At 31.1% G+C, this 12,895-nt stretch carries 12 protein-coding genes; 6 read left to right on the top strand and 6 right to left on the bottom strand.

The window, feature by feature from the left end; genetic code table 11:
* Positions 1–58: 58 nt before the first annotated feature.
* The 4 genes from nosZ to CXF68_RS13075 all read right to left on the bottom strand — a co-directional run bounded on the left by nosZ (position 59) and on the right by CXF68_RS13075 (position 3,574).
* Positions 59–2,020 carry a Sec-dependent nitrous-oxide reductase gene (gene nosZ, locus CXF68_RS13090; RefSeq protein ID WP_101045318.1) on the bottom strand — a complete coding sequence of 654 codons (1,962 nt, stop codon included), beginning with the start codon at positions 2,018–2,020 and terminating at the stop codon, positions 59–61.
* Between the two features lie 24 nt (positions 2,021–2,044).
* Positions 2,045–2,551 carry a c-type cytochrome gene (locus tag CXF68_RS13085; RefSeq protein WP_101045316.1) on the bottom strand — a complete coding sequence of 169 codons (507 nt, stop codon included), beginning with the start codon at positions 2,549–2,551 and terminating at the stop codon, positions 2,045–2,047.
* 21 nt (positions 2,552–2,572) lie between these two features.
* Positions 2,573–3,145 (bottom strand): fasciclin domain-containing protein, encoded by a 573-nt coding sequence (locus CXF68_RS13080; RefSeq protein WP_101045315.1) that lies wholly within the window; start codon positions 3,143–3,145, stop codon positions 2,573–2,575.
* Between the two features lie 96 nt (positions 3,146–3,241).
* Positions 3,242–3,574, bottom strand: coding sequence for a winged helix-turn-helix domain-containing protein (locus CXF68_RS13075; protein ID WP_101045314.1), 333 nt, complete (start codon positions 3,572–3,574; stop codon positions 3,242–3,244).
* A 261-nt stretch (positions 3,575–3,835) separates the two neighbouring features.
* Here CXF68_RS13075 and CXF68_RS13070 point away from each other — a divergent pair, with 261 nt between their 5' ends.
* From CXF68_RS13070 to dsrP, 6 genes are all read left to right on the top strand, one after another.
* Positions 3,836–4,072, top strand: a complete 237-nt coding sequence (locus CXF68_RS13070) for a hypothetical protein (protein ID WP_101045313.1) — start codon at positions 3,836–3,838, stop codon at positions 4,070–4,072.
* A 7-nt stretch (positions 4,073–4,079) separates the two neighbouring features.
* A complete protein-coding gene (locus CXF68_RS13065) occupies positions 4,080–6,404 on the top strand; it encodes a molybdopterin-dependent oxidoreductase (RefSeq protein WP_101045310.1) in 2,325 nt (774 codons plus the stop codon).
* A gap of 3 nt (positions 6,405–6,407) precedes the next feature.
* Entirely contained in the window at positions 6,408–7,091 is a 684-nt protein-coding gene (locus tag CXF68_RS13060; protein WP_101045309.1) for a nitrate reductase cytochrome c-type subunit, read from the top strand.
* Positions 7,088–7,717 (top strand): cytochrome c3 family protein, encoded by a 630-nt coding sequence (locus CXF68_RS13055; protein WP_101045308.1) that lies wholly within the window; start codon positions 7,088–7,090, stop codon positions 7,715–7,717. The genes CXF68_RS13060 and CXF68_RS13055 overlap by 4 nt, the downstream gene beginning before the upstream one ends.
* Before the next feature lie 61 nt (positions 7,718–7,778).
* On the top strand, positions 7,779–8,909 hold the full coding sequence (locus CXF68_RS13050; RefSeq protein WP_101045307.1) for a 4Fe-4S dicluster domain-containing protein: 1,131 nt from the start codon (positions 7,779–7,781) through the stop codon (positions 8,907–8,909).
* Positions 8,910–9,061: 152 nt separating this feature from the next.
* The gene (gene dsrP / locus CXF68_RS13045) at positions 9,062–10,279 is read left to right on the top strand and encodes a sulfate reduction electron transfer complex DsrMKJOP subunit DsrP (RefSeq protein WP_101045306.1); all 1,218 of its coding nucleotides are present in this window, start codon (positions 9,062–9,064) and stop codon (positions 10,277–10,279) included.
* Positions 10,280–10,343: 64 nt separating this feature from the next.
* Here the strand turns inward: dsrP and manA are convergent, their stop codons facing one another.
* Positions 10,344–11,573: a mannose-6-phosphate isomerase, class I gene (gene manA, locus CXF68_RS13040; RefSeq protein WP_232771657.1), complete on the bottom strand. Its 1,230-nt coding sequence runs from the start codon at positions 11,571–11,573 to the stop codon at positions 10,344–10,346.
* A gap of 107 nt (positions 11,574–11,680) precedes the next feature.
* Positions 11,681–12,853 carry a response regulator gene (locus CXF68_RS13035; protein WP_101045304.1) on the bottom strand — a complete coding sequence of 391 codons (1,173 nt, stop codon included), beginning with the start codon at positions 12,851–12,853 and terminating at the stop codon, positions 11,681–11,683.
* Positions 12,854–12,895: the final 42 nt, after the last annotated feature.

Below are 12,895 nucleotides of genomic sequence, written 5' to 3'. Positions count from 1 at the left end.
CTAAATATCAACCTATAAAATCAAGCAGCCAAATCAACTAAAAATCAATTATAATTTATTATTCACCATCTAAAGACCAAGATAATTTTATGTCTGAGTTTTTTGGTGAAACTCTAATATATCCTTGCATTTCTTGATGTAATGCTGAACAGAAATCTGTACAATAAAAAGGCCAAACACCTACTTTTTTAGGATACCATGTAAGCGTTTTTGTTTGCCCTGGCATTATTAATAATTCCGAATTATTAGCTCCAATCATTGCAAATCCATGCGGTACATCAAAATCTTGTTCATGATTTGTAATATGAAAGTATACTTTATCTCCTACTTTAACACCTTCAATATTATCTGGCGTAAAGTGAGATCTAATCATAGACATATAAATGTGTACGTCTTTCCCTTCTCTTACTACTTTTGCATCTGCTGGAGACGTAATAGCGTATGGATGCTTATTTTCATCTAATCTATAGAATTTTTTAGAATTGTTTTTTATAATATCTGCTGGTATTGCAGCAGCATAATGTGGCTCTCCATGGGTTGGAAAATCTAATAATAATTCCATTTTATCACCTGATATATCATATAATTGCGCAGAATGTTCTAATTCTGGACCCGTTGGTAAATAACGGTCTTTTGTAATCTTATTCATCGCAAACATATACTTACCAAAAGGTTTTCTTGAGTTTCCTCCAGGAATTGTTAAGTGACCAACTGAATAATATGTTGGTTTTCTATCAATTACTTCCCATGTTCCTATTTTCCATTTTACAACTTCAGAAGAAATAAAGAAAGTAGTATACGCGTTACCTAAACCATCAAACTCTGTATGTAACGGTCCTAAACCTCCAGACTTAACAGAACCGGCTAAAACATCTTCATAATTTAAAATAGGAATTCCATAAGCTTCACCATCAAATTTTTTATTTTCGATAGCTTCTAACATTTTAGAAAAAGAGTGAATTGTTAAATCTGCCGATAACTTTCCATTACCAATAATATACTCACCTGTTGGGTCTACATCACAACCATGTGGTGATTTTGGAGTTGGTAAAAAATAAATAGCTCCAGGAATATCTGCCGGATTAACCGTTAATACTTCTTTTACCATTGTAGAAGTTGCAGTATGTGTATGCTCATCATATACATTATGCGCATAGTTTGTTGGCATTTTAGTACCACCTCCATTATCTACATATTCTTCAATTTTTTTCCAGTTAATAGCTGCAATAAAATCTTTATCATTTTGTGAAGCATTTACTTCTAATAAAGTACTTGCTTCCTCAGTATTATAGGTAGTAAAGAAAAACCATCCATGAGATTTATCTCTACCAGGGTGAGAAAGATCGTAGTTAAAACCTGGCATTAGTATTTGGAATTTAATTCCCATTCTACCTGTTTCTTTATCTACTTTTATAAAAGATAAAGCTCCTTTAAAATTCCCTTTATATTCATTAATAGGCACATCAACCTGTGGTACTGGAACAGAAAAACGTGTTCCTGCAACGACATACTCTGTATTTTCAGTAATAAATGAAGAGCTATGGTTACCTGCACTATTAGGTACTTCTATAATTTCTTCAGTCTCAAAAGTTGTAAGACTAATCCTTGCAATACGTGGTGTGTTATTACCATTTATAAATATCCAACGTCCGTCTAAAACTCCATTCGTTTGAGAAATATCTGGATGATGAGAATCATCCCAAGGTATTTGACCAAAAGAAGTATTTAACATTGGTTTTGTTTCTTCAGAATATCCATAACCTGTAGTTGGGAATTGAGAAAAAACAGGAATTTCTTTAAACATTCTACCTGAAGGTAAACCGTAAACTGTTAAGTTACCACTATAACCTCCTGATATAAATGCATAATGCGAATCGTGTTCACCTGGTGCAACATATACCTTTTCTGCTTTACTACTATTTAAAGCACTTTTATTACTATTATTACCTTTATTACCACAACTTACAAACAAAAAAGAAGTTGATAAAATTAATATTAAAAATTTAAAACTTGTTCTCATCAGTGTTTATTTTATAATTAATTATTATAATGTTCTAAAAAACTCTAGAACCTGCCTCGCTTCTTCTTTAGAAAGATTTTGATTGGCCATAGGTGAACCATTAAACTTCATTAATAACTCTTTTGCTATTGGATCATTCTTAACCATTTCGTCAGGATTTAAAATCATATTCATTACCCATTCAGGTGAACGTCTTTTTAAAATACCTGTAGGGTTTGGTCCAATAAATTTTCTATTTGTTCTATGACAAGCTGAACATTTACTTTTAAAAACTTTAGCCCCTTTATCTGCCATAGCTTTATCTATTGTTTCAGTTAATTCTACCGATTTAATAGGACCAATACCTTTGTTATTTAAATCTACAATTCCTTCTTCTTTAACTTTTTTAGTTGCTACTGTTTTAGTTACTGTTTTTTTTACTGCCGCTTTTTTTGCAGGTTTTTTATTATTTGAGGTATCCTTTTTTTCTCCACCTCCACAACTAACAAATAATGTAATTAACATTATCATTAACACATTTTGTAATCTCATTTTATATTGATTTTTTAATTATTATTTATCATTAGGCACTAATACATCTCCAATAACATGTATCCAACCATTACTAACTTTTACTGATTTTAAAATTTTGGTCCCCCCAACAAATAAACCATCTTCCTTTTTAGTAACTTCTAAATATTTGCCAGATGCCATATATAATTTTCTATTTTTACGTACATTTTTCTCTAAAGTAGCAACTGTATAATTTGCAGGAGCTACATGATTTTTTAAAATGAACGATAGTTTTGATTTATTTTCAGGCTTTAATAATGTTGCTACAGTTCCTTCTGGTAGTTTATCAAAAGCTGCATTTACAGGAGCAAAAACAGTTAATGGACCTGCATTTACTAAAGTATTTTCTAAATCAGCAGCTTTAACAGCAACAACCAATGTTTTAAAGTCTTCTAAAGAAGCTGCTACTTGTAACGCATTAGGTTCAGAATCTTCATCTACCACAGCTGATTGCCCTTTATCTACTTTCTCTGTAGTTGCATTAGTACTATTAATAGTTTCTTTTTTTGTCTCTTTACATGAAAAAAATGCAAAACATATAAATAGTGTTAAAATTGAAATTTTTGTTCTCATCAGTTGACTTTTTAAATTCTATACAAAATTAAAGCAGCTGATTCTTTAAAAATATGATTAATATCATATAAAAAGACTTTTTTATCTTTTATTAATTTATAAAAATTTTAATACTTGTTTATCTAAATGTTTCCATGAATTAACATTGATAGTTTCAAAAACAGCTATCATTTTAACTCCATAAGGTGTTAATTTTGTACCTCCCCCACTAACTCCTCCAACACTTTTAATAACCACAGGTTCAATTGCATTATTATTAACAGATTCGATCAAGATCCAAGCTTTTTTATATGAAATTCCCAGCTCTTTTGCCGATTTAGATAAAGACTTAGTAGTGTTTATCGACTTTAATAATTTAACCCTTCCGTCTCCCAAAAAAACATTACCATCTACTTCAATCCAAATCTTACTTTTAATTTTATACTCCATAAATAAATATTAGTTCATCAAAAATAATAATACAGATAAACCTAAACTATGACATAAATCATGCATTAGGCTACTTATTTATAATCATAACAAATTGAATACTTATCTCTTTTTCAAATAATTGCTAAACACCTACTAAACAAAGGGATTAGATAGTTTTCGTTATTTCTAAAAAAACATAACGACTTGACTTAATGATAAATATCATGTAAATTATGTTTTTAAAGTCTCTAATTTGTACTAGAATTAAACATCTATTTTATGCCTATTAAAAGTTATTTAGCACACCCTCATGACGGAAAGAAGGAAGAACTTCAACAAGCAATTTCTATTTTAAAAGGATGTGAAATAATTCCTGCAGAAAATGAAAATTTACTTGTTGTTCTTACTGAAACACAAGATGATGCAGAAGATAAAAGTTTAAAAGAAACTATAGAGACCATAAAGAGTTTAAAATTACTTGCATTGGTTTCTGGATTTAATACACCAATAAAATAAATAAGATATGAGCGCCTCTTTAACAAGTAGACGAAGTTTTATAAAAAAAATGGCTGCTACAGCAGCAATGACAGCTGCAGCAACTATGTTTCCTGGAATTATTTTTGCTAATGAACAATTAGCAGGAATCTCAAATGGAAATTTAGATTGGAAAAAAGGACCTTGTCGTTTTTGCGGTGTAGGTTGTGGAATTTTAGTTGGTGTAGAAAATGGAAAAGCAATAGCCGTAAAAGGAGATCCTAATTCTAGCGTTAATAAAGGATTACTTTGTGTAAAAGGATACCATCAAATTATGTGTATTCAAGCCAAAGATAGATTAGAGTATGCTTTAGTTAAAAAAAACGGTACCTATGTAAAAACTCCAATTAGTGAGGCATTAGATATAGTTGCTAACAAGATGAAAGAAACCATTGAGAAACATGGTAAAGATTCTGTTGCTATGTACACTTCTGGTCAATCTACAATTCCAGAAGGCTATGTAGCTTCAAAGTTTATGAAAGGAGCTATTGGTACAAATAACTTAGATTGTAATGCTCGTTTATGTATGGCCAGTGCTGTTACAGGTTTTTTAACCACTTTTGGAGCTGATGAACCAATGGGCTGTTATGAAGATTTTGATCATGCAGATTACTACATTACTTGGGGAAATAATATGGCTGAAATGCACCCTGTATTATTTTCTAGAATGTTAGAGCAAAAAAATACGAGAGGTGCTAAAATTATCGATTTTGCTACTAGAACAACACGTTCTAGTATGGCTGCAGATAAATCTATTCTATTTGAACCTCAAACAGATTTAGCTGTTGGTAATGCTATTTGTTATGAAATAATTAATAATGGCTGGGTTAATAAGTCATTTGTAGAGAAACATTGTAACTTTAGTAAAGGACTTACTAAAATGGGGTATGGTTTAGAAGATAATTATAAATTTAAAGACAAACCTACCAAAATAAATTTTGACGATTATAAAACCTTTTTAGAAGATTATTCTCCTGAGAAAGTTTCAAAACTCACAAAGGTTTCTGTTAAAGACATAAAATATTTGGCAGCTATTTATGGTGATCCAAACAAAAAAGTAATGTCACTTTGGTGTATGGGGGTTAATCAACACACAAGAGGTACCTGGATGAATAATATTATTTATAACATTCACTTATTAACAGGTAAAATATCGCAACCAGGTAATAGCCCGTTTTCTTTAACAGGTCAACCTTCTGCTTGTGGTACTGCTCGTGAGGTAGGGACTTTTACACATAAACTACCGAAAGGGGTTGTAATGAATCCAAAGCATAGAGCTAAAGCTGCTAAAATTTGGAAAGTTCCTGTAGAAAAGATTCCATCAAAACCAACCTACCATGCTACTGAAATGTTTAGAGCTGTTGATAGAGGTGATATTAAATTTATTTGGACACAAGCTGTAAACCCATTAGTGTCTTTACCAAGAACAAGTAGATTCCGCCCAGCAATGGAAAAAGATTCTTGTTTTGTTGTAGTTTCTGACGTCTTCCCTACTCCAACTTCAGATGTTGCTGATGTAATATTACCTGCATCTTGGCACATAGAAAAATCTGGGCTTTATGGAAACTCAGAAAGAAGAACGCAACACTGGGATCAAATGGTAGAAGGACCTGGCGATACTACTCCTGATGCTTGGATGTTTATAGAGGTTGCTAAACGTATGGGATATGGAGATTTATTCCCATATTCTAAAGAAAATCATGTAGAAGAAATTTATAATGAATACCGTCAGTTTCATGAAGGAAAAAAACACGGTATGGCGCCTCTTGAAGTTCTAAAAAAGGAATCTGGAGTAATATGGCCATATGTAGACGGTAAATCAACTCAATGGCGTTTTAATTCTAAATATGATCCTGCATGTACAAATGGTGAAGAGTTTCATTTTTATGGAAAACCAGATGGTAAAGCAATTATTTGGCAACGTCCTTATGAACCAGCACCAGAAATGCCTGATAAAGAATATCCTTTTTGGTTAAATACTGGTCGTGTTATTGAACACTGGCATACAGGTTCTATGACACGTAGAATTCCTGTATTACATCAAGGAATGCCAAATGCATACCTTGAATTTCATCCAGATGATGCAAAAGCTTTAGGTATTAGAAATGGTGAAAAAGTAAAGGTATCATCACGAAGAGGTTCTTGTATTATGCCTGCTTCAATTAACGAAAGAGGTTTACCTACCAAAGGACAGGTTTTTGCTCCTTTCTTTGATGAAAGCATGTTAATTAACGATGTAACTCTAGATGCTTTTTGTCCTATTTCTAAAGAACCAGATTATAAAAAGTGTGCAGTTAAAGTAGAAAAAGCATAAATTATGAGAAAACGATTAGGTATCATATCGCTATTTGTAGTGCTATTCATTGCTTTTATTACTATTTGGAATTATAGTTATTACCAAGGACAAGAAGAAGCTTATATTCCTATAAAAAAGAGTAACGTTATTCCTACAATCCCTACAGAAGCTGGTGTTTTTAAACGTTCTGAACATGCATTAGACTATACTAATATGCCTGTAGATTTTGAACATCAAAGAACATTAGAAACATATTATGATAATAGAGCATATCATGGAGCACCACCTAGTATTCCGCATCCTGTAAACGAGCATCAAAGCTTAGGAGCAAATGATTGTTTAAAATGTCATGAAAACGGTGGTTTTGTTGAAAAATATAAGGCATACACACCTGTTACACCGCATCCTGAATTGGTTAATTGTAGACAATGTCATGTTACTCAAAAATCTAAAACATTATTTAAAGCAGGTAATTTTGCAAAAGTACATGCACCGAAAGTAGGAAATAATAATGCTTTAATTACGAGTCCACCTGTTATACCTCATCAAACACAATTACGCGAAAACTGTTTAGCATGTCATGCAGGCCCAAGTGCTCCAAAAGAAATAAGAGTATCACACCCTGAACGAGTTAATTGCAGACAATGTCATGTACCAAACACTAAAGAACTTACAGAGATAAAAGCTTTTATACGAGAACAATGATAAATACAAATTACATAAAACAAGGTTGGTTTTTAAGTATCGCATTTTTATTTATTGCTACATCTTGTAAGCATAAAGAAGACGAATATCATAGCGTTACTGATAAAATTGAGGCTAAAAGTAAACATTATAAAGGTATTTCTATTTCTTCAGAAAAATATACAGGGAATTTAAAGTTATTAGAAATAACTGAAAATGGAATTACCTTCTCTATCCCTGAACGAAAAGGTGAGATAAAATCATATGCCTGTACTGAATGTCATTCTAAACCTTTACAGCAAATGCAACGTAAAGATTTAAAAAAAGCGCATTGGAATATTAAATTAAACCATGCTAATGCTAATACAATGAACTGTACTACTTGTCATGATGGAAACAATATGGACAATCTTAAAAGTATAACAGGACATAGTATTGATCTTAATAATAGCTATAAACTGTGTAGTCAATGTCATCAAAAACAATATAAAGATTGGACAGGTGGTGCGCATGGAAAACGAATTGGTAGCTGGGCTCCTCCAAGAGCTTCTTTAACTTGTGTGAATTGTCATAATCCACATTCACCAGGTTTCGATACCAAATGGCCTGCAAGATTTAACACACAAGTAGCTAAAGAACGAAAATAACCTAACATTTCTTTAATATCAATTTATTTGATGTTGATGATTTTATAGAAAATATAATATTATGAGTGGAATTGGTAAATATTTTAGGTTGAACTTAAACAGCACAACCAAACAAGAATCTTCAGGTGGCGGTTGTGGTTGTGGTAGTACTTCTGGAGGTTGTAACTCTCATGCTCCAAAAGAAGAATTAAATAATGAAGAATTTTTTGAAGCTGCTGTAGATGCTTCTATAGGAGAAGAAAGACATAAAGATGGATTTGAACAGGTTTTTGATGTAAAAATGGATCGTAGATCTGCATTTAAAAAACTAACTGCTAGTTTATTAATCGGTGCTGGAGCTGCTGCTTCTTGTACAAGTGTTACTTCAAGTGAAGAATCTAAAGAAAAAGCACAAATAGATTGGGAAGAGCAATTTAAAGGAAACTATAAAATGATGGATGATAAAGAAAAGAACGCAACTGTAGATAGGTTGGTTCGATCTTATCAACTACGAACAGGTAAAAATGTTAGTATGTCATCTAAAAATGCCGAAGATGATGTGTTATTCGGTTATGCATTCAATATATCAAAATGTCAAGGGTATATGGATTGTGTGAGTGCTTGTGTTGAAGAAAATAATCAAGATAGAAATTCACAAATGGAATATATCCGTATTCATGAAATGAAAGACGGAAAAGGATTTAATTTTAATGAAGCGGATGATAATTATTATCATGAAGTTCCAGCCGAAGGTCATTTTTATATGGGAACTCAATGTTTTCATTGTGATAACCCTCCATGTGTAGAAGTATGCCCTGTACAAGCTACTTGGAGAGAAGAAGATGGTATTGTGGTAGTAGATTACGATTGGTGTGTAGGTTGTAGATATTGTATGGCTGCCTGCCCTTACGATGGTCGTCGTTTTAACTGGAGTAAACCTGAAGTTCCTGAAGAAGAAGTAAACAAAAATCAGCATTATTTAGGAAATAGAATGCGTAAGAAAGGTGTAATGGAAAAATGTACTTTTTGTGTACAACGTTCTAGAGCTGGTAAAAACCCCGCATGTGTTGAGGCTTGCCCTACTGGTGCACGTATTTTTGGTAATTTACTAGATCCTGAAAGTACGATTCGTTGGGTACTAGAAAACAAAAAAGTATTCAGATTAAAAGAAGATTTAGGTACAGAACCTAAGTTCTGGTACTTTATGGATTAAATACTATTGCGTTAGGGATTGCAGTGATATCCTTTTATTTGTCTCTTTGAGCGGAGTCGAAAAGTTGTCAAATAAAAGATTTAACGGAAAGCCCGACCTTTAGGAGACGGCCTAAAATAAGATATATACTAAGAGTTATAATAAAAAATAAAATGAGAAGACTTAAAGTTTTTGGAAGTTTAATTAAAGACAGTCTAGATGTTATTACACATGGATCTAAGAAGTATCATTTATGGATGGCTTTTTTAACCTTTATAATGTTAATTGGAATGTACTGCTATTCTATTCAGTTAGAACACGGTTTAAGTGTTACTGGAATGACAGATCGTGTAAGTTGGGGTTTGTATATTTCTAATTTTACATTTTTAGTAGGTGTAGCAGCAGCAGCTGTTATGTTAGTTATGCCAACCTATGTTTTAAAAGATGTAGATTTTAAGCAAGCGGTACTTATTGGTGAAGGCTTAGCTGTTGCAGCACTTATAATGTGTTTAGCTTTTGTTGTTGCCGATATGGGAGGGCCTTCTGTTTTATGGCATATGATGCCTATTGTGGGTGTTTTTAATTTCCCTAATTCTATGTTAACTTGGGATGTTATTGCTTTAAATGGATACTTATTTATTAATATTAGTATTCCTTTTTACATATTATTTAGACATTATCAAGGTAAAGAGTCTAAAAAGAAAGTATACCTTCCTGGTGCAATCATTTCAGTTTTTTGGGCTGTTGGTATTCATTTAGTTACTGCCTTTTTATATCAAGGTTTACAAGCAAAACCTTTTTGGAACACAGCATTACTTGGGCCTCGTTTTTTAGCATCAGCTTTTGCTGCTGGTCCTGCACTAATTATTTTGGTATTGGCTATTATTAGATCACATACCGAATTTAAAATAGAAGATAAGACTATTAAAAAATTAGCTTTAGTTGTTACTGTTGCCGCTCAAATTAACTTAATTATGTTAATTTCTGAATTATTTAAAGAGTTTTATGCACCAACTCATCATAGTGAAAGTGCTTATTATTTATTCTTTGGTTTAGATGGTAAAACAGCGTTGTTACCTTGGATTTGGACGGCAATAACCTTAAATGTTATAGCAACTGTTATATTAACTTTTCATAAACTTCGAAATAATTTTAAAGTACTATTCTTTGCTTGTATTATTTTGTTTATAGCTATTTGGATTGAAAAAGGTTTTGGTTTAATTATTCCTGGATTTATACCTGGTCCTTACGGTAAAATAGCAGAATATACTCCTACTGGAATAGAGATTGGAGTTACTATAGGTATTTGGGCTATGGGAGCGCTAATTTTCACAATACTAGCTAGAACTGCTATTCAAATAGAAATAGGTAAGTTGAGGTATAAAAAATAAAATATTATATACTTTATAAGTAGTTTTAGTGTTGTTTACCAAATAAAAGTAAAGAACACTAAAACTATTTTAGTTCTGGCACACTTGCTTTATATATCTCGACTCCTTTAGTAGATACTATTGTGTAATTAGCATTTGCTTTTATTAAAACTGATTGTCCCTTTTCTATATTAATACGATTCCCTTTTTGTATAACAGTAACCGAACCTTCTAAAATAATTAGTATTTCTACTGATTTTGATTTAGACTTATAATTTAAAGGTGTTTCTGATTGGATTTTACTTAATTTAAAATCCTTCACTTTTGTTCTATAAACCAATTCACAATTACTCGGATCTTCAAGACCATATAAAATATTTGGTATGGTCTCTTCAAATTTTGTGTTTTTTAAAAGTTCTTTAACATCAATATGCTTCGTTGTTAAACCACCTCTTAATACATTATCTGAATTAGCCATTAACTCAATGTTTCTTCCCTCTAAATAAGAATGCGGAACTCCTGCATCCTGAAAAATTGCTTCTCCTTTAGATAAGCTTACTATATTAAAAAAATAGATAGAAAATATGCCCCTATCAATATCTTTAGACTTTTTATTATTCAATACTTTCGCCGACCAATATTCAGGAGATGATTTATCTAGTTCGTTATTTAAAAACTTTGGTAAAATTTTTTCTGCCAACGGTTTTAAAATGGTATTTACTTCTTTCTGCGGAAATTCCATAACCTTTTTATACAATTCGAAATAATTCCCCTCTTTAAAAGTATCTAATAAAAAGTTTAATTCATTCGTTTTTTTTAAGTTTTCTAGTAGCTGTTTTTTTTTTAAAAAACCATGTAGCAACCAAAAATCACCTAAAGCTACCATTATCTCTGGCTTATGATTTTTATCTTTATAGTTTCTATTTTTTGCTGTTAAGGCAATCCCTTTTTTATTTTCAAGTTCAAACCCAATTTCTGCCGCTTCTTTTGTTGGATGTACTTGTATTGATAACATTTTGTTTACATCTAAAACTTTAAATAAATAGGGTAGTTTACCAAAAGTATTCGCAACTCTTACCCCTAAAGTTTCAATTGGTTTTTGTCGTAAAAAGAAATCTAAAGTAAAATTACCTCTTTTTGTTTTTATAATCGAAGGAGCTTTTAAGTGTGCTCCTAACCAATATTCTGCGCAAATGGCAACCTTTTTATTTCTACGAAGTAAATTTGATATAAATTTTCTCCCTCCCCAATCATAGTTTTGTATTTTTCCTTCAATTAAGAAAATTTTCTTAATAGTTTTTTTTAAAATTATCATAGTATTTTTATATTATTGTAATTTCAAGAGACGTAGTTACAAATCTTATTTTTACAAATCTTTTATTCTTTTTTCATACTATACTTTGAAGTAAAGATTGGTTTTCTTTATTGAATTTTATATTTTGAATTTCTTCTTCTTTTACTATTATAATACCAAGCTATTTGACCTAACTGCCCAATAATTTTCACAGAATCTCTCATTGATAATTTAGATCCATCTGCATGCACCCATCTTTTAAGTGGTTGTTCACACAATATTTCTTTTGCTTTTTTTAATCCAAAATGAAGTGTAATTCTTCTAAAAATTTCTACATCAAAAATCCATTGTGTTATAAACTTTTTACCGAATGAAATTTCGATAACATCTTTCTTAAAAATTTTTGCTCCACATTGTGTGTCGTTAAAGTCCATTGAAAGAATTTTTCTAATGACATAGTTTATTGTTAAGCTGATTATCTTCCTTGCAGATTCTTTTGTAATGTTTGCTCCCATTCTACTCATTCTAGAGCCACTTACTATTTTATACTTAGAGCTTTCGATAGTTGAAACTAAATCATCAAAATCTGTTAAATCTGTAGATAAATCTGCATCTAAAAAACCTATATAATCTAAATCTTCTTGCTTAGCCATATATAGCATTCCTTGTCTTACTGCTTCTGCCTTCCCTCCGTTTTTTTCACAGTTATACACCGTAATAAAATCTTCTTTTCCTTTTCTTAAGCTATTTAAAACCTCTAATGTTTTATCTTTACTACCATCATTTACAAAACATAAATGATACCCTGAATTTTTACCTATAAAATCTATAAACTCTTTACTTAGTAATCTTTTTTCTTCGTTATAACAAGGTATTACTACCCCAACACATCGTTGTTGTATAATTACACTATTATATTTTATATCTTTATTTGTTGTTTCTGGTATCCCTATTAATCTTTTTACTCTAGCACAGACTTCAGATAAACTTAAAGGTTTTTTCATATAGTCATTTACCCCTAAATCAAAACCTTTTGTTATCATTTGATCATCAGTATTACCTGACAAAATCATAATAGGTGTAGAAGATTTTTTAAAATCTCTAATATGCTTTACAACCTCCATTCCAGAAACTAAAGGCATATTTAAATCTACAATTACTAAATCTGGCTCAAAAGAATCATATAATTCAATTCCTCTTAACGCATTAGATTCTGTAATAACTTCATATCCTAATTTTTTTAATCGACTTTCTAAAGGAATTAATACTAATTTTTGGTCATCTATAGCTAATATTTTCATAGTTAAGTTTATATAACTGTTGGTAATGTACTAATATAGCGT

Source organism: Tenacibaculum sp. Bg11-29 (assembly GCF_002836595.1).
Taxonomy (GTDB): domain Bacteria; phylum Bacteroidota; class Bacteroidia; order Flavobacteriales; family Flavobacteriaceae; genus Polaribacter.
This window is presented reverse-complemented; position numbering and strand designations above follow the sequence as displayed.